18 protein-coding genes and 2 pseudogenes are annotated in these 17574 nt (G+C 58.1%); 11 read left to right on the top strand and 9 right to left on the bottom strand.

Annotated elements, in window-relative coordinates; genetic code table 11:
• Positions 1-33: 33 nt before the first annotated feature.
• A pseudogene (locus JS578_13025) lies at positions 34-315 on the bottom strand (hypothetical protein).
• A 278-nt stretch (positions 316-593) separates the two neighbouring features.
• Here JS578_13025 and JS578_13020 point away from each other — a divergent pair.
• The 5 genes and pseudogenes from JS578_13020 to JS578_13000 all read left to right on the top strand — a co-directional run bounded on the left by JS578_13020 (position 594) and on the right by JS578_13000 (position 5121).
• Positions 594-1184 carry a TetR/AcrR family transcriptional regulator gene (locus tag JS578_13020; GenBank protein QRX65146.1) on the top strand — a complete coding sequence of 197 codons (591 nt, stop codon included), beginning with the start codon at positions 594-596 and terminating at the stop codon, positions 1182-1184.
• 1 nt (position 1185) lies between these two features.
• On the top strand, positions 1186-2115 hold the full coding sequence (locus tag JS578_13015) for an EamA family transporter (GenBank protein ID QRX65145.1): 930 nt from the start codon (positions 1186-1188) through the stop codon (positions 2113-2115).
• A 134-nt stretch (positions 2116-2249) separates the two neighbouring features.
• Entirely contained in the window at positions 2250-3470 is a 1221-nt protein-coding gene (locus tag JS578_13010) for a tyrosine-type recombinase/integrase (protein ID QRX65144.1), read from the top strand.
• Positions 3467-4411: a tyrosine-type recombinase/integrase gene (locus JS578_13005; protein QRX65143.1), complete on the top strand. Its 945-nt coding sequence runs from the start codon at positions 3467-3469 to the stop codon at positions 4409-4411. Before JS578_13010 ends, JS578_13005 begins: the two co-directional genes overlap by 4 nt.
• A pseudogene (locus tag JS578_13000) lies at positions 4408-5121 on the top strand (tyrosine-type recombinase/integrase). Before JS578_13005 ends, JS578_13000 begins: the two are co-directional and overlap by 4 nt.
• A gap of 318 nt (positions 5122-5439) precedes the next feature.
• Here JS578_13000 and JS578_12995 read toward each other — a convergent pair.
• The 8 genes from JS578_12995 to JS578_12960 all read right to left on the bottom strand — a co-directional run bounded on the left by JS578_12995 (position 5440) and on the right by JS578_12960 (position 11890).
• Positions 5440-6084 carry a hypothetical protein gene (locus JS578_12995; GenBank protein QRX65142.1) on the bottom strand — a complete coding sequence of 215 codons (645 nt, stop codon included), beginning with the start codon at positions 6082-6084 and terminating at the stop codon, positions 5440-5442.
• A 53-nt stretch (positions 6085-6137) separates the two neighbouring features.
• Positions 6138-6422 carry a thermonuclease family protein gene (locus tag JS578_12990; protein ID QRX65170.1) on the bottom strand — a complete coding sequence of 95 codons (285 nt, stop codon included), beginning with the start codon at positions 6420-6422 and terminating at the stop codon, positions 6138-6140.
• 253 nt (positions 6423-6675) lie between these two features.
• A complete protein-coding gene (locus tag JS578_12985; GenBank protein ID QRX65141.1) occupies positions 6676-7962 on the bottom strand; it encodes a hypothetical protein in 1287 nt (428 codons plus the stop codon).
• A 385-nt stretch (positions 7963-8347) separates the two neighbouring features.
• The gene (gene icmT / locus JS578_12980; GenBank protein QRX65140.1) at positions 8348-8668 is read right to left on the bottom strand and encodes an IcmT/TraK family protein; all 321 of its coding nucleotides are present in this window, start codon (positions 8666-8668) and stop codon (positions 8348-8350) included.
• Entirely contained in the window at positions 8668-9960 is a 1293-nt protein-coding gene (locus tag JS578_12975; protein QRX65139.1) for a DotG/IcmE/VirB10 family protein, read from the bottom strand. Before JS578_12975 ends, icmT begins: the two co-directional genes overlap by 1 nt.
• On the bottom strand, positions 9957-10688 hold the full coding sequence (locus tag JS578_12970) for a hypothetical protein (protein ID QRX65169.1): 732 nt from the start codon (positions 10686-10688) through the stop codon (positions 9957-9959). Before JS578_12970 ends, JS578_12975 begins: the two co-directional genes overlap by 4 nt.
• 287 nt (positions 10689-10975) lie before the next feature.
• The gene (locus JS578_12965; protein QRX65138.1) at positions 10976-11617 is read right to left on the bottom strand and encodes a type IVB secretion system apparatus protein IcmL/DotI; all 642 of its coding nucleotides are present in this window, start codon (positions 11615-11617) and stop codon (positions 10976-10978) included.
• 3 nt (positions 11618-11620) lie between these two features.
• On the bottom strand, positions 11621-11890 hold the full coding sequence (locus JS578_12960) for a hypothetical protein (protein ID QRX65137.1): 270 nt from the start codon (positions 11888-11890) through the stop codon (positions 11621-11623).
• Here JS578_12960 and JS578_12955 point away from each other — a divergent pair.
• Genes JS578_12955 through JS578_12930 form a run of 6 tightly spaced genes read left to right on the top strand, consistent with a single transcriptional unit; the run spans position 11871 to position 17571 of the window.
• Positions 11871-13808: a hypothetical protein gene (locus JS578_12955; GenBank protein QRX65136.1), complete on the top strand. Its 1938-nt coding sequence runs from the start codon at positions 11871-11873 to the stop codon at positions 13806-13808. The two genes, JS578_12960 and JS578_12955, sit on opposite strands and share 20 nt — an antisense overlap.
• Positions 13805-14641 carry a hypothetical protein gene (locus tag JS578_12950; GenBank protein ID QRX65135.1) on the top strand — a complete coding sequence of 279 codons (837 nt, stop codon included), beginning with the start codon at positions 13805-13807 and terminating at the stop codon, positions 14639-14641. Before JS578_12955 ends, JS578_12950 begins: the two co-directional genes overlap by 4 nt.
• 11 nt (positions 14642-14652) lie before the next feature.
• Positions 14653-15357: a hypothetical protein gene (locus JS578_12945; GenBank protein QRX65134.1), complete on the top strand. Its 705-nt coding sequence runs from the start codon at positions 14653-14655 to the stop codon at positions 15355-15357.
• Positions 15354-15947, top strand: a complete 594-nt coding sequence (locus tag JS578_12940; protein QRX65133.1) for a hypothetical protein — start codon at positions 15354-15356, stop codon at positions 15945-15947. Before JS578_12945 ends, JS578_12940 begins: the two co-directional genes overlap by 4 nt.
• Positions 15947-17056: a hypothetical protein gene (locus JS578_12935; protein ID QRX65132.1), complete on the top strand. Its 1110-nt coding sequence runs from the start codon at positions 15947-15949 to the stop codon at positions 17054-17056. The genes JS578_12940 and JS578_12935 overlap by 1 nt, the downstream gene beginning before the upstream one ends.
• Positions 17056-17571: a hypothetical protein gene (locus JS578_12930; GenBank protein ID QRX65131.1), complete on the top strand. Its 516-nt coding sequence runs from the start codon at positions 17056-17058 to the stop codon at positions 17569-17571. Before JS578_12935 ends, JS578_12930 begins: the two co-directional genes overlap by 1 nt.
• Positions 17572-17574: the final 3 nt, after the last annotated feature.

Genomic DNA, 17574 nt, shown 5'->3' with positions numbered 1-17574 from the left:
AGCCCGTTTGATTTGCTAAGATTTTCGGGCACCTCATGCCGCATGTTGGGTGGTTTGTTCGCAAGACGCCTGCAGAAGATAGTCCGCTGCTTTCTGGGCCTCGCTCGCGGCGCGGAAGATGTACTTCTTGTCGTTCTTCAGTGATCGAAGCCAACTCTCCACATAGGCCGCCGATTGTGAAAAGTCGGGGACCAGATCCAGTGAAACGCAAAGCATGGCGGAACCGATTTCGGCACAAAGCTCCTCGAAGGCGAGGTCGGCTTTGCGGCAAAACCTCTGATTCCGATCAAGCCGGCCTGCATGGCTGGTAGCGTGAGACTTATGCCGATATCGGCATAAGGGTCATTATGCCGTAAGACGGGTTATGCCGCATGGCCGGTTTGGTGGCTTTCGCACCTGCGTTCTGCCTTGCAGCAGTTCGGCATAATCAGAGCGTTTCGAGGAACTCAGAAGTTCTGATTAAGTGCACCGTTCTCGAAGTCTGACTGTCAGTCACTGCGGACATTCCCAACATTCGTCCACCATGGACTTTGCCCTTGTGCCCACCTCTGTTTTGTAGGTATACTGGTCTACCTATATTCTAGGAGCAACTAATGACCATGCCAGACGCCACACCGAAAATCAGTGCTCACGACCGCCTCATACAGGCCGCGATGATCCTATTCTACAATCATGGCATCGGCGGGACCGGCATAGACGCCATCGTGGAACGCGCGGGGGTGGCGAAAAAGAGCCTTTACAATAATTTCGCCTCGAAGGCTGATCTGGTGAACCAGTATATCGAAGCGAGGCATGCGGAATGGCTGGCACTTTACGCTGCGCGAGAAGCTACGGCATCCCATCCGAAAGAACGCATCCTAGCCGTCTTTGACGCCTATCAGGATCACGCTGAACACGCCTATGAGCGTGGATTTCGCGGGTGTGGGCTGTTAAATGCGGCGGCCGAACTTGAGGCGGGCGATGCCGGTCGCGAGGCCGTTCGGCGGCACAAGGAACAGGTAGAAAACATCGTCGCTCAACATCTTTCCGAGATTGTACCGGATGACTTTCACCGTGTGTCAAGCCTTGCAGCACACATCGCCTTCTTGCTGGAAGGTGCTATGACGCGGGCGGGGCTTGAGGGCAACAGTGCAAGGGTCATATCGGCACGGGCCATGGTGTCCGACATGCTGAAGGCGCTTTGATATGACGCAAGGATATGTCGGGGGAGTTGTCGCGATCCTGTTCGCAGCCGTTGTCTGGGGCACAACCGGGACTGCTGCAACCTTTGCGCCAGATGTCAGCCCTGCAGCCATCGGCGCGGCAGCAATGGGGATTGGTGGGATGGCGCAAGCCTTGATCGCCCTGCGCGGCATCAGCCGTTCCCACGCAGCATTATGGGATCAACGCAGGTTGCTCATGATCGGGGCGGTTGCGGTCGCAGCCTATCCTTTGGCCTTCTATGCCTCGATGAGGTTGGCGGGAGTGACGATTGGAACAGTCATCACCATCGGGTCCGCGCCGCTGCTATCAGCTCTCATTGAATATGTTTTGGATCGGACAGATCTGACAGCACGCTGGGCCATCGGAGCCTTGGTCGGACTGATTGGCATGACTTTCATCTGTGTGGCGGAAAGCGCGTCGCATAGCGAGGTGGTCGGCGGGGACAACGTCCCCCTTGGTGTGACCCTAGGCCTTATCGGAGGGCTAACCTACGCCCTATACTCCTGGACCGCGCGCAGGATGATGCTCCGGGGCATGAGATCATCCGTAGCGATGGGTGCAACCTTCGGACTTGGTGGCCTTCTGCTGATGCCAGTGCTTGTCGCGACAGGTGGGCCATTCCTCGCGTCGTGGGAAAATGCGGCAGTCGGAATGTATATGGCTACCGTGCCAATGTTCCTAGGATATCTGTGTTTCGGCTATGGCCTTGCTCGTGTGCGATCTAGCATGGCAACCACAATTACGCTGCTGGAGCCTGTCATTGCCGCAGTTCTGGCCGTGATCATCGTGGGCGAGCGCTTGCCAGTCCTCGGATGGGTCGGCGTGGCATTGGTCGTGGGATGCCTTGGCATCATCACGATGCCTTATTCACGAAAACAAATAGCGACTGAACTCGGAGTGAGGTCCGCCTGAATGCGGATTTGGGTTCGAAGCGGACAACTTCATTGCCGAGGACGCACGGGGTCTCGTCGAAATCCGCCGCAGGGCTGGTCAAACAGCCCGGATTTTCCACCAAGATAGTGTTCCAAGAACATGGAGCACACGAAATGGAAATATCCAAGGAAACTACCTGCCTCGATTGCTATCTCGAATCGTTCGAGAAAAGTCTTTCATTCCAAAACTACAAGCCAACCACGCTGAACAACTATCGTTGCCTGCTTCGGCGGTTCGGTCGCTTGCTCGACGCCGAGGGCATCACTCCGTCGGCGTTGACGCCAGACCTTGCCGTCGAGTTGGGGCAGAGATTGCCGGCCACGCCGAAGAGCCAGGTGAAGATCCCCAATCTCGCAAGGCTGTTCGTCACGCACCTGATTGAAATAGGTGTTGCGACACGACCGCCTCTGACGCCCGCGCAGGCCGACCGCGCAGAACTGCTGGGCAACTTCGAAATCTATCTCGTCCGGCAGCGGGGTCTCAGCCCGCGCACGATCTATCATGTGCTCCGGTTCGCGGACCGCTTCCTTGATTATCGCTTCGGCGAGAACCTGCTCGATCTACCAGCGCTGAACGTCAAGGATATCGTGGCGTTCATGGAGTATCTTTTGACGCGCAAGCGGCCGTTCCGCGACAAGACACCGGCCACGCATCTGCGCAGCTTCTTCCAGTATCTGTTCGCTCAGGGCCTCACGACGACCAACCTGTCGCTCTGCGTCCCTCGCGTGCATAGATCCTGGGGCGCAAGGCTCCCTCGATACCTGTCGCCTGAGGAGGTGGAGGCCGTTGTGACCTCGGTGCGCGGCAATCCACGGCGCGGCACCCGTGACTACGCCATGCTGTTGCTGATGGCGCGCCTCGGCCTGCATGCGCCGGAGATCATCGCAATCCAGTTGGATGACATCGACTGGCGCGCCGGCGAACTGATGGTTCGTGGGAAAGGCCAGCAACATGATCGGCTGCCTATCCCGCCGGACGTCGGCGAAGCGATCAGCGAATACCTACGTGAGGATCGCTCCTCCGCAACCACACGCACGCTGTTCGTGACGCATCGAGCACCCAATCGCCCGTTCAAGGACAGCCAGGTCATCAACGCCATATTGAAGGAGGCATTCGCGGCGACGGGCGTGAAGCCGCCAACACCCTACGTCGGATCACATGTTCTACGCCACAGCCTGGCAACGAACATGGTCCGTGCCGGGGCGTCGCTGGAGGAGATCGGCGATCTGCTGCGACATAGGTCGCGGGCGACGAAGATGATCTACGCAAAGCTCGACACGGAGGGTCTGCGTTCCATTGCCCAGCCCTGGCCGGTCGCGGAGGCGGCACGATGAGCTTCCTCACCGAAATGGACCGATACCTCACCATCAGACGGCAGCTCGGCGCCGATCTCAGCACCGATGAACGGATATTGCGCCGCTTCGTCACGTTTGCCGACCGTGATGGGGCGCAACACGTCAGCACAAGCCTCGTCATGCGCTGGCTCGAAAGCCTGCCTTCCGCCAGCGCCGGAACAAGGGCGACACGCTTCAGGGTCGCCCGCCAGTTTGCCGAATGGTTGCACGGCATTGACCCAAGGCACGAAACTCCACCACGGGGATTGGTGCCAGGCCGCGTTCAGCGTTCTCACCCCTATATCTACAGCGATGCCGAAATCGTTGCGATCATCGAGCATGCGCGAATGCTGCCTTCGGTCTACGGCCTTCGCGGGCTGACCTGCTCGACGCTGTTCGGCCTGATCGCCGTGACCGGGCTTAGGATCAGCGAAGCTCTTGCTCTTGACCCTGCCGACCTTGATGTAGAATCCGGCGTGCTTCGCATCCGGCAAGGCAAGCTTGGCAAGGAACGGTTGCTGCCGCTGGACCCAAGCGTCGTACTACGGCTGGAAAGCTATGGTCGCGAGCGGGACCGGCTGCTCGGGGGCAGGCCGGAGGCATTCTTCGTGAACTGTGAAGGGCGTCGATTTGGCGACTGCAGTGCACGCTACAACTTCGCGCATGTCTGCCAGCAGATCGGACTGCGAGAATCGCAGCTTTATCTTCGGCACGGTCGTCGCCCGCGCATCCACGATCTTCGTCATACCTTCGCGGTGCGGACCATGCTGAGCTGGTATAGATCAGGCAAAGACGTCGGCCGCGAGATGATCAAGCTGACGACATGGCTAGGTCATGCGAACCCCGCCCACACATACTGGTATCTGGAAGCGGTACCAGAACTGCTGGAACTGGCCTCGGCCCGAATAACCGGCGCAGTAGCGGAGGAGGAAACCCGATGAAAACGAGTAACTTCCCTGCGCTGATCCAGCGCTTCTTCACTGACCGTCTCTGCACCCAGATGGAGGCAAGCCAAAATACCATTGCCGGCTACCGCGACACGTTCCGGCTGTTGATCCGGTACGCAAGCGCACGGTGTGAAAAGCCGCCCACCAGGCTGACAATTGGGGACCTCGATGCCGATCTCGTCGCCGACTTCCTGGTCCATGTCGAGACGGTTCGCGGTAATACGGCGCGCACCCGCAATACAAGGCTTGCCGCCATCCGCTCATTCTTCCGCTACGTCGCATTAACCGAGCCAAGCTGGCTTCTTCATTGCCAGCGGATACTCTCGATGCCGAACAAGCGGTATGTAAAGAGGAGTGTCACGTTCCTCGACGCGGATGAGATCGCGGCTTTGCTGGCTGCGCCGGATCGGGCGACGTGGGCGGGGCGGCGGGATCATGTCCTGCTGGTGCTTGCACTTCAAACCGGTTTACGCGCTTCCGAATTGGTCAACCTGCGCTGCAAGGATGTGATCCTTGGCACCGGCGCCCATATCCGTTGCATCGGCAAAGGCCGAAAAGAACGCAGTACGCCTCTTCGCCGCGACACGGCCAAGCTTATCCAGACCTGGATCGGCGAACGGCGCGAGAGCGATGGACCGCTGTTCCCCTCGATCCGGGGTGACCGGCTCAGCCGGGATGCATTGGAGCATCTGGTTCGCAAGCATTACCGTCTGAATGATGGAGGGCATAGCGATCACGACCTTCTGAAGGTGCCGATTTCGAACCGGTTTCCATTCAATTGAAACACCCGCAGAATTTATTTGAGAGTCGGATATCGCGGCGCTTTTTGCGCTTGGCGGTCTCGGCATCTAGTCGAACCTCTTCCCGCAATCGGCACGAAGCGAAAGACTGAAAGTCTTTCCGGACGAGCGATCGTGACCCGCATGGGCGAAGACGGCCTTTGGGCGGCTTCGTGCCGCAGGCATAGAGCGCGGTCGGCCATCGGCCGAACGGCCAAGATTTCGCATGATGACAATGCTTGGTCAGTTGAAATTCATTACCCTTCCTGCTGACCAACGCAAAAGTATACCACCATCGCCTCCGATACAGACTTCATCGCCGTCATCGCCGGCGGCACATGCCTTGAATGGATAGGAATGCAATGTTTCAAAAGGTTTATTGAGCACTTGCCTCTGAAAAACATGAACAATTTGTTCAAGGTCGAACATGCACGTTTTCACAAAATCGCACTCAAAAGAAACACGACCATCAGGCGAAATAATCGCCTTCATCAACGGGCTAGTTGCCTGAAACAGATCGCCCCGAGCATCTAGGCAATTCGATGCTTCGGTTTCGGTCCTTATCGCGTTTTCGCAGTAGTCAGGAACTGACCGTAACAGTTGTTCAATTTCTGCACGATGGGTTTTGAAATCACCCGCATCGATGCATATCACTCTTTCATCTGCGGGAGATGATGCTCCGTCAAGAACTCGCAGCGGGGCATTGAGCGAGTTGGTCTCCTGATAGCAAACCAAACCTCTGCGGTTAAATTCCGCGACTTGGTCAACTAGCGACATTTTCAGATTTACGCCTTTGATTGTGATCGGCGCGGCGCTGGCGCCAGTGGCCGAACTACCAAGAGCAAACATGCTAACGCCAAGCATGATAAGGGTGATCTTCCAGGACATTCCTCTACTCCAAGTACACATTCGACACTATCGATTTCATATATACAAACAGATCACCCGCACCAATGGCGCTTCCGCTCGTTCCAGGCGGCCGACCCGCCCCGATATCGAAGTGCAAGCCCCTCTCTGACGAGAATTTGCCCAGCGTCCCTTCCGTCAACCTCGACATGGATCAAATTCCGACCGTATTTGTCGGTTGTCCCGCTGTCGATGATTTCGACGGTCCCGGCCTGACCGATCAGCGCCCGCAATCTGTCTCGGGCCTGATACCCCACCTTTTCCTCGTAGCTGCACCGCGGCTTTGAGATTTCGGGCGTGTCGATATCAAGCAACCGCATACGCTGACCATCAATTTTGATGGTGTCCCCGTCGTAGACGCTGATTTCGCCGGCGCTGGTCACGATCGTTGTTTGCCGGCCGTATTTTTCAGCCTGCCGGCCGATCTCCCGAAGGACCGATTTCGGGACGCCGATCGATTGGGCAATGCTGCCGGCCTCCGGAATGGCGGCAATGATGGCGATGGCGCCGGCAAGACCGAGCAAAAATTTGGATCGCATGCGTTTCATGTCAGCGTTTCAGCCTCCTAAGTTCCTACTGGATCGGCGCCGCGCACGTCTGCTGCGCGGCCAATTTTCGAGCTAGCAGCCCGTTCAGGGATTTTTCGAGATGCAAATCGCCGGCCTTCGCCTTCCTGGCCATTCCCCGAAGATAGCCGCCCGGCGAACTGACTTCGCCGTCCGCTTGTTTTTGGGCGGTGATGGCAAGGGCGAGCGCAGCGAGCCCTTGCCCTGCGACCGTTCGCATTTCCGCCCAGGCATGGGCCGACACGCCGAGCATCGGGCGAAGTTCAGCGGCGTATGCGTCGAGATCGCGCCAGCTTCGCAGCGGCTCGGTGGAAAGCTCGGTGATAATCGGGCATGCCGTCAGCACGGTTCGCAGATCTATCCGTCGGCCGGATTTCACTGATTTTTCGGGTTGCTCATGCCCCTCAGCTTGCCGAGGCTCATTTTCAAGAGCCATTCTTTCAGCGCCGTAGGCGCTGTCAGCGTGAAAACCAGAGCGTTGCGCGTCAGCGCAACTCCATTCGTCATTACAAGATACGTTTTCAGGTTGGGTTGTAGGTTCTAATAGGTGTCCGCTCAGGGACACCTTGGTGTCAGTTTTCTTGTCCAAGTCACTCATGACGAGGGCATTGAGCGTCTTCCAAAGGCGTTCGAAATCGCGGTGCATCCGCTCCAGATGCTCGACGCTGGCGCGGCCGATCTTTCCGAGAAAGGCCCTGAGCTGGTCGAAGCGCTGGGCAATCGAATGCCAGCGCGACGGCTTGACCGTCTCCTTGGCGATTTCGAGCGTTGCCATGATATCGCGGCGCAGTGACGTAATGTCGTTGCGGAGGACGCGGCGGCGCTGATTGTCCAGGTCGTACCTGTCGGCTTTCGCTGTCAGCTCATCAAACCGCGCTTCGAGCAAAGCGAGGCTGATGCCGTGAGCATGAACGATGCGGCCGGAACGATCGCGCTGGCCGGATCGCCGGCAATTGGCGCTGTCGTAATGCGAGATGATGCCCATGTCGGTCAGTGACCGTAGCGCGGCGCGTGTCGCGTTGACGCTGATATTGAGCTGGCGGGCCATGGCCTCGTTGGACAGCCAAACGATCGGCTGAGATCCGTTTTTCCAGTCCTGGTAATAGGTGGCGTCGAACAGGATATTGAGGAGCAGCATCTGCGTGGTATTCGTTTTCAGAACGGGACGTATGCGGTTCAGGAGCCGCCTGATTTCGGCGCGGCTATGGTCTCCGATCGGGGCCTTGGCCGCGAGATCGGAAAAATAGGCGCGCTCGGGTGTCTGTTTTCGCCACCCGGTCGATGATTTTAACATTCCGTTTTCCTTGCTTTCGAGCAGGAAGCAGGCAAAGGGGTATCGTGCGCAGAAACTGCGTTTTTCCTCTTGCCCACGATGTCGGGTGAATGCTAAAAAGGGCCTATCAACGTCTTGGCTATTTTTAGCACTAAGCCCCCGCCGGTTGCAGCCGCGCGGGGCTTTGTCGTTCTGAGGCTACCTCAACTTTTCTCTCCTTTTTGTCGCGCTGAGTTTGACTTCACCGAAGCCAAAATAGATTCAGCGGCATCCGCCAACTGGTTCTGTCTCGCGTTGATCAGGCTATAGTCGCCACCCACAGCGCAAATTGCGCTGCCGCCGGCAATGCCTTCCGAGAACACACATGCGCAAACGGGAGCTTTGGCGGTGGTTTCTCGAGCTATGCTCATCCCTGAACCTCACGCGTCTCAAAGCCATAGTCGATCATTGAGCGGTATCTGTAGCCGGGCAGGGCGGGGTGTTGGCGGCCAGCAACAAGGCTGCGAATGGCCCTCAGTGCATTCGGGAAAGCATACCCATAGCGCTCGATGAGCCAGAACCCGCAACACGCGAGGACCAGTGCGATGAAGGTCCATAGCCGCAGGTGCAATGTCAAAAGCAGGAAGAAGAATATCAGGCGGGCATCGAAGATAAGCAGGCGCGGCGTTCGCACTGTTTCCCGCCAGTAAACCGGCGTGCCGTAGATGTTGAAGCTGCTTTCCGCCATCAGTTCGCCACTCCGACATTTTCAAGGAACAGGATGCCGATCATTTGACCGGCCCGAACCTTGACCAGGGGTCCGTTCGGCGCGTTGTTGTTGAGGTCGCTGGAAATGGCGTCGCCAGCTGCGGCGAAGCCGGCATAGATGCTTTCGTTCACCGTCGGCTTGTTGGTGATGATGGAGCCAATATTGTCGGAAATGCCGACATATTGCTGTTGCGGTTGAGACAGAGAGCCGCTCAGACCGGATATGAACGCGGCCGCCAGTTTACCGCCGTAGCGCTGAAAATAACGACGGTCGATGTCAGTTTTCACGGCGATGGTCGACTGCTGTGCATCGATCGCGTAGGCGCTGGTGTCGTAGTTTGCGCCATCGGGCATCACGATCCGATCGAACTGGATGACGAGCGCGCTCTGCGTCTTGTTCACCTCAAAAGCGCCAATGGCGCGGGCGCCATCAAGGGGGCCACTGATGATCTCGGCGATCACCGGTCCGGGCGTATCGGAATCGGAAGCGTTCTGGATACGCGCCATGACAGTGTCGCCGGCGACCGCATAGGTTTGAACCGACGAAGATCCGGACGCCTGGGCAGAACCATTGCCACCGCCCTGTCCATTGCTGGCTGCGAGCGGTTCAGGCGGCGTATACAGGTCCTGTTCAATGACAACCGTTGCCTGTGAGGCCACAGGCTGCCAGGACTGAAGCAATCCTTGCTGTTGCGCGCTCATGGCGCTCGCAAGCTGATCGATGCGTCGATAGTCAGTCTGCGGTTTGGGGGGCTGCCGCCGATCGGCGGTTCGGTACTCAACAGGCTGGACGCGACGCTCAATGACATTGGCGGGCGCGACGGGCCGTTTGACCGGCGGCGGATCTTTCCTCTGCCCAATCGTGTCGATCGACCGCATGGCTTCGTCAGGTGTCGCGATGAAGCTTTCGTCGTTTTCGAAAGCGGTCTTGGCACCGAGCTCGTTCGACTGATCGAGCGTATTCTGGTAGCGCTCCGACCTTCCTTGCTGTTCGCCGCCGGGTGTACTCTCGACATTCGGTGGGCGTGCAACGCTCGACGATGGAACGGGCGAAGACGAATAGCTCTGCCACAGAACGAAACCAAGACCGACCGCGATCACGAGAATACCGCCGTAGACAATGCGATTGTTGCGCTGCGCGCTCCGATCGATCGTGGAACGCCGTTCATCGTTCATGGGCGATTCAGTCTCGACTTCCGGTGCGGCCTGGGGCGTTTCGCTGGTATCGGGGTTGTTGTGGATCTCGTCAGATCGGTTTTCTGCATCGGTCATTGGAAAATTCTCACTTTCTTGACAGAGCCATCGGACGAGATCAGTGCAACGGGCGTCGGTTTGAGCTTGTAGGCGTGCACCGAGCCAGGACCGGTCAGGCTTTCAGTCCAGGATGGTGAAAGCAGCGTGCTGGTCGTGCGGATGTAGAGATCCTTTCCGTATCGCCATGCCGATACGGACGGTTCGTCCGTGGAAAGCCTCGTGGCATTTTGTGGAATGCCGGCGCCTTGGACGAACGCCATCATGACCTGGTTGGAGGCGCGGCTCGGCGGAGCGCTGACGGCCGTGGAAACATGCGCATTCGGGCCAAGACCGTCGACCTGATAGTCGCGCCGATATTGCGTGACCTTTTCGTTTGTTTCGACGTCGATAATTAATGGCCGGTCCTCACCGACCAGAGAAACGGTCAGGTTTGTGAAGGCATGCGGGAGAAGCGGCGTGATCATGAGCTGATTGCTCCCCTCCTGCATCGCATAGACCTGAAACGCATTGGGGCGACCGACGCCATAGCTGGCAATAGGCCAAGCCTTTCCGGTGCGGTCAAAGAAGGCAAGGTTGGAGATCGTTCCAGGCGAGGTTTTGATAGCGGTGGTTTGTGCGGATGCCTCAAGCGAAACCTGAACCTGATCAGAGATCGCCTTCGGCCGAAATCCAGCCGCGGGTTGAGCTGCGGCTTTCTGGCTTTCATTCACTCGCCGCTTGTAGTCGCGGATCAACTCGGGGGCCATCGGCATTTGAGATTGAACCGCAGCGCCGTAAGCCGTGATTTCTTCCGGCGAAAGCGGGCGATCCAACTCATCCAGCGACTTGAGTAGGTGGTCGGACCCAATGACAGGAAACTCGCTGTCGGGCTGCTCGTATTGTTGCTGGTCGGCGCGCTGCTGATTAATCTGTTCGGCGCGCTGCGTGCCTTGTGCAGCCGCCTGGGCAAGTCCGCTCGGCGCGTCCTGCGCGCGAGCGGGTGTCGTGGTCGCCAGAAGAACGCATAGAAGGGCGCCTGAAGTACGCATTGTCATTAGGCGCCTCCACGCGCTGCGATAAAGCGGTTGATCGCGACGGCTTCAGGGGTCTGATAGGTTTCCATCCGATTGATGGTAACTGTCACAAGAAGATCCTGCCCCGATACTTCACTTGCGGATTCATAGGTGATGCGGAGCGGAATCTGCACGACCCACTGATAGACGCCACGAGCATTTGGCCCCTGTGAAAGGATCACTGCGTCTTGAGCAACCGCCGTGGTATTCAGCCTGCGCTCCTTCACCATTTCGAGCTGACCGCTCTTGTCGAGAGCGTCGATGAACGAGTTCCATCCGGCGGGCTGCGTGAAATACTTCTGCACGGCTGTGAGGTCGGCGCGATAGTTGGTGAACGAGTAGGTCAGCGCGGCGGTCACGGCCTGGGTGGCGAAGTTGGCGACTTCGTTTGCATTGAGGTGCGGTTTATCCAAAGCCACCAATGGCAAGATTTGGCCGTTGGTTGTTGTCGCAAAGTAGCGGGGCTCGGGCCTATGGGTGGCAAGATAGGCCGCTGCGCCCACCGAAACGACGGTTGTGACCAGAAGCGCACAGCTGATTACCGACATCACCCGGAAAGCCGTCCGATACGTCTGTGTGCGCTTCATGACGGTTTCGAGTGCGCCGTAGGATTGCTCGCTCATGCCTCACTCCATCGTGAGCGCTGTATCGAGCGCTTGTTGAGTGAGGTTGCCAAAAGCGAACTGTCCGCCCTCGGGTGTCTTGTAAATGAAAAAGGGAACGCCCTTGATCCCGTTCTGGCGCATCCACAACACGTTTCTGCGAAGAATATCAGCCGTCTGATCGTCGATTTTGTCGGAAGCGATTGCAGCAACCTTTTGGCCACCAACACTTGAAGTCGCGGCATACTCATTTTTCAGGAAAACCGTGCCGACGTTGCGCGAAGCCGACGGCATCGACGATACGGCCGTTCGCTTCCGTGTCTCCTTTGCGGCCTGGGCTCCGAAAACCCACAAGGACGTGCTCATGAGACAGGTTGCCAATCTACGGCGCGCGGTCGAGCGCTGGGGATCAGCGCAAACCGATGCGCTGATTGGCGATCCCGTCGAGAACGTCATGTCGTCGGCGCTCGCGATGAACTGCGCGTCGACCGCGCCGCCCATGGCGGCGAGCCTGTCACACGCGCTGGCGATGAGCCCGATTTCGCGCCCGGCGAAATGCTGGGACCATGGTGCTGTGCTGTTCAGAACTTCGGACGGAAAGCTGTGGCCCTATCAGCCGGGATCATCCAAGCAGACGTCGTGGGTCGACGTCATCGTCGGAACGCCGGGCTCCGGCAAGTCGGTCCTGCTGAACTCGATGAACCTTGGCGTGGCGTTGTCACCGCAAAGTGGCCAGTCAGATGATGGTAGCGGATTGTTGCCACGCATTTCGATCATCGATGTCGGCCCGTCTTCGGCCGGATTGATTTCGCTCCTGCGTGACAGCCTGCCGGCGAACCGGCGTCACGAGGTCGTCTATCACCGGCTTCGGATGGAAGAACAGTATTCGGTCAATCCGTTCGACACCCAGCTCGCATTGCGGTTTCCTCTGGCTCACGAGCGCGGATACCTCGTCAATCTTGTGACCTTGCTATGCACGCCGGACGGGGCTGAATCGGCCTATGACGGCATTTCCGCGCTGGCAGCAAGCTGCATTAACGAAGCCTATGAGCGGTTTTCGGACGACCGAGAGCCGAAGAAATACGTCCCATCGGAGAGTTATGAAGTCGACGCCGCTCTCGGTGAGGTCGGCTATGTCGCCGACCAGTCCTCGACCTGGTGGGAGGTGACCGACATTCTGATGGAAAACGGTCGACGGCATGAGGCTGCACTGGCGCAGCGCTTTGCTGTTCCGACGCTGTCCGATCTCATCTTGGTATCGAATTCCGAGACTGTGCGAGAACCATTCAGAGAAATGGTGACGCGGACCCAGGAGCCGGTACTTAAAGCATTTCAGCGCATGGTCAGCTCCGCGACCAAGGATTTCCCCATCCTCGCTCGCCCGACGCGTTTCGATGTCTCCGGCGCGCGCATCATAGCCTTTGATCTGTCGGACGTGACCGCGACGGTCGGGCCGCAAGCGAAACGACATACCGCTATCATGTATATGCTGGCCCACCATGCCGTCACCTCTGACTTCTGGTTGGACGAAGACGAGTTGCGGGGCCTGAAGGCACCGCAAGTCTACATCGACTACCATCTGCGCCGTTGGAAAAATAACCGTCAGATGCACAAACGACTGTGCTTTGACGAGTACCACATGACTGGTGGGCTTGGTATTCGCCAGCAGGTCATCAATGACGTTCGAGTGTGCCGGAAAGCGGGTGTCCAGATCGCCTTGGCATCGCAGCTGATGGATGACTTCGATGAGGCCATCCAGAAGCTCGTCACCAATATTTGGTTCTGCAACGTGCCTACGGAAAGCGCGATTTCAGAGGTCTCCGAAACCTACAATCTTTCAGCCTCTGCTCGATCGATCCTCCGAACGCTCCATGGCCCCGTCCCTGGCGAGGGCGCTCCGGTCATGGCTTATCTGACGCTGAAGAGCGGTGTTTACACCCAATATCTGATCAATGAGCTCGGCCCGATCGAGCTATGGGCGCTGTCCACCACATCCGAGGACACGGCCTTGCGGTCCATGCTCTATGACCGTCTCGGCTCGAAGCGCGCGCGCGCCATTCTGGCCGCCCGCTTTCCCGACGGATCTGCAAAGGCAACGATCGAACGCCGGCTCGGTGAGCTGGAAGATCGGGGCGTTGCCGTTGACGAGGGCAAAAGAGGCGATGTCATCCGCGATCTCGCAGATCAAATTGTGAAGGAGGCAGTAGCATGAGTTTTCGAAACTTGGCGCTGGCGCTTCTGTTGTCGTCATCGGCAGCTGTCGCGCAAGATACGGATGTAGCGACCACATACATCACCTTCAACGATGTGGATGCGGATGCGACACAGGTCGCTCGCAAGATGTATGGGCGCTTCTATCGCATGGTCGAGGCCGAGCGCGTCTGGCTGGAAGAGCCGACCGAAAGCTATGACCAGATGGTGGTGCGCCTCGGCGACAACCGCAAATGCGATCCAAACTGCGGCGTTGTTGCTCTTTATTACAGCGAGCCGGACGCAATGTGGCTTGAAGTCTGGCGGGGCCTTGGCGATGCGGTTGGTATTGGAGACGTCGGCATGGATGGCATTCGCTCCATCCATGGCGACGACGGTCGTGTTTGGAAATGGTTCAGCACGTCCTACTCGCCCCAGGTACTAGGTGATGTTTACGAGTCCCGCGTTGCCACGGAAGATGAGAAGCGCGCCGCCTATGGCGTCCTGAATGCTCGATCGGCACCTCCCGAGGGCGTCGATCCGCCTGAGTTTCTCGCATTTGACGTGGACCTGAAGAGCGGCGACGAAACCGTCATTACAGCGCGTTCCCTTTACTATTGCGGCAACGGTCCTTGCCCACTGATTGTCCTCGACGGCGATAACAAGGCGATCGCCAACTTCCGGACCTATGCCGAGGATTTCGCTCTCGAGCCAGATCGCGACGAGGAAGGTTACCGCCTGATCGAATTGTCGATCGACGACGGCATCGGCGTTTACAGCGTCGGCAGTGGTGAACGGGTCAAGACAATCGGTCTTATGCCTGTCCTGGAGGCTGGTCGGGAGAAGCCGCTATGAAACAGGTTATCTTGTGCTTATCCGCTTTTTCGCTCGGCCTGGCGTCGGTAGCGGCACATGCGGGATATCTGGATGCTCTCAAGGGACATGAGGGAGGCGACAGCTACTCGGTCATCAACAAGAAGGGCACCGCGCTCGGCAAGTACCAGATCACGGCTGGTACATGGGCCACGCTCGGATATACCCAGGGATCTGGTGGTGACTGGTCAAACTACACCTTCACAGACAAGGCACGCGCCGCCGGCGTCTCTTCACTCGACGATCTGCGGTATTCCGAAGCCGGCAAGGCACTGCAAGAGCGCGCCGTGAACGAGCTGACCATCAGCAACTGGAATTCAATGAGTTCCCAAACACGAGGGCTTGTGGGTCAGACAGTCAATGGCGTGCAGATCACACAGGAAAGCCTTCTGGACGCGGCGCATTTTCTTGGCTCCGGCGCCCTGAATGATTGGGTCGCAAGCGGTTTCGATCCCAACGCGCTACCCGAGAGCTATCTCGCGGCCAATGGCCTGTCATCCTACGCGGAGCTGCAAGATCTCATCCTGAAGCGCATGGCATCCATCAACGGCAACTCATACGACGGCTTCGGATATACGAACACCTATTCCGTCGGGGGAATGTATGGCGCCACCAGCGACTTTCCCGGCTTTGGATCTAAGCGGCCCGTTCTCATTCAGGAAGTGCCGCCATATCAGGGAGAAAAGAAAACGCTATGAAGAAGCTTGTATTGTTTTTTGCACCTGCCCTGATGCTGCACGCGGGATTGACCCATGCCGCAGAGGGAACCGACCAGATCGAACAGCTATTCGATTCCATGCTCGGCGGTCAAAGCGGCGCATGTACTGACACCGTTAAAATCAGTTTGACCGACGCAATCCGCGCAGGGATCGACACTGAGGTGGCGCGAAAGGAAGCGGCGCTTCAACAGCCGAAGCCCGTTGATGGCCTTGGTTGCCTGGACAACCTCATGAATCTGGACCTGGATATCGCCATTCAGGTTCCTGACGTGCAGGGCCTGTTCGATTCTGCATTGTCCAACGCAGAACAACAAATCTGCTCCTTTGCACAAGAAGCCTGGGACAAGGCCACGGAGCCCCTGACATCGGCGCTTCAGCTGCCGTCCTTCGATGGCATCTCGGTAGACAGCTTTACCGGCGGTTCCAGTGACGTGCTCGACTTCGGGTCCGTCAACATGGGCCTGTCACAGGGCGGCGACTATGGCGGCGACGCGGGCGTGAGAGATGCTGGCGCGAATTCGCTGCTGCGCGACACCTATCAGAAGCTCTATGGCACCGGAGGACAGTGATGAAACATTTGATTTACGGCCTGTTGGTTTCGGTTGCGAGTGTCGGTCTGGCGCAGTCGGCTGAGGCGGCATGCTCTTGCGGTGGCGTGCGCAACATTGTTGCTCAATACAGCAACAAGACCATCCAGGACGTCAACGACCACACGACAGATGTCGGGCAGCAGATTGCGGATACGATCCTGAAAGGCGTCGCACAGCTGAGCGCCTATTCCGATCGCTCCGTGGAGGCGCAAAAGCGCATCGAGGACGCAGCACAGTTGAATGACACGTTGCGGGCGCGTCAGGAGGCCCGCGGCAAGGCGGAAGGCGGCCGCTACGATCCGGCCGCATCAGCGTGCTTCGACCTTTCCGGTCTGATGCAATTCGGCGGCGGAACCGCTTCCTATGGCGTCGGCGGGACTGACGTCTCGAACCTGTCGCGCAATCGCTCGCGTGGAAACGGTGCTGAGGGACAGGCAGTGTCCCAGGGTGGGCTTGCGATCGCCAATGCGATTATCAAGGACCGGGACGAGCTGGAAGATGTTGGCGGTTTCAAAGATCCCACATCTGACATTCGCTTCCTCACCGACGCGCAGACGTTGGATACATCCGAAGGCAAGGTAGCCCAGGCATATGCGCGCATGGTCAACAACATGGTCGACCCGATCCCGGCAAAGCCAATCACGGAAGGTGAAGCGAAAACGCCGGCAGGAAAGGCCCAAATGGCGGCGCGCCAGGTCGACGCGACACGCCGGTCGGCCTCCCACGCCATTCTCTCCTACCTTGGCGACCTGAGCGCGCCGACCGGCAGCAGCGAGCTCGCCGATTGGGCCAAAAAGGCTGCACCGACCAACTACCCCTATGAAATCGGAGACAAGGTTTCGAAGCTTCAGGCTTTGGATATCTTCGTTGAAAGTCGCTTCCCGAATCCGGAATGGCATCAGGCGGTTGCCAAGATGTCACCAGAGGCCGTTGAGCGCGAAAACCTTCTGACCAATGCCCTGCAGCTCTACGTCTCATGGGAGCGTTTCGGTCTCGAACGGCGACAGGCGGCCGCTCTGTCTGCACTGCTCGCTCTTCAGCTTGACGATCGCGACAGCAGGACAACCGTAATCCCGGTGAACGACTGATGAAAAGACGGCGGAACCGACAGGATGATCCGCACAAGACTGGCTGGCTTGCCCGACGCGGCGGCATGCACCAGCTTGCCTTCATCGTCACGTCCGGGTTTTCGGTCGGCATGGCGGCATGGGATATTATCTCCAGCACGATGCGACCGAAGCGCTATTCGCGTGACAGGTTCTTCAAGACGGACGAAGACGGCGGCATCTCCCGCTTCAAGGCCCAGACATCTGGAATGAGCCAAAAGGAAATCGACGACGATGCCCGCGCCTGGCTACGGGAGCGAACGGTTTACACGATCATCGCGTTTCTTTGTCTCGCTGTGATCCCGGCCATGTTTGCCTTCGGCATTTTCAGCATTTTCACACTCATAGCACTCATCGTTTTGGCACTTTTGTTAGCGGCCAAGGCCATGAAAGCTGACTTTGCCTACTGGCAAATCCGACAGGGCCGTTTCGGCCCCTTTGCGGACTACCTCCAGCACCGTCTTCCTTACGACATGCAGATAATCAGGAAGGATTGAACC

It is taken from the genome of Dysgonomonadaceae bacterium zrk40, from assembly GCA_016916535.1.
Taxonomy (GTDB): Bacteria; Bacteroidota; Bacteroidia; order Bacteroidales; family Dysgonomonadaceae; genus Proteiniphilum.
The sequence above is the reverse complement of the archived record's forward strand: the minus strand, read 5'-3'. Positions and strand labels throughout refer to the sequence as shown.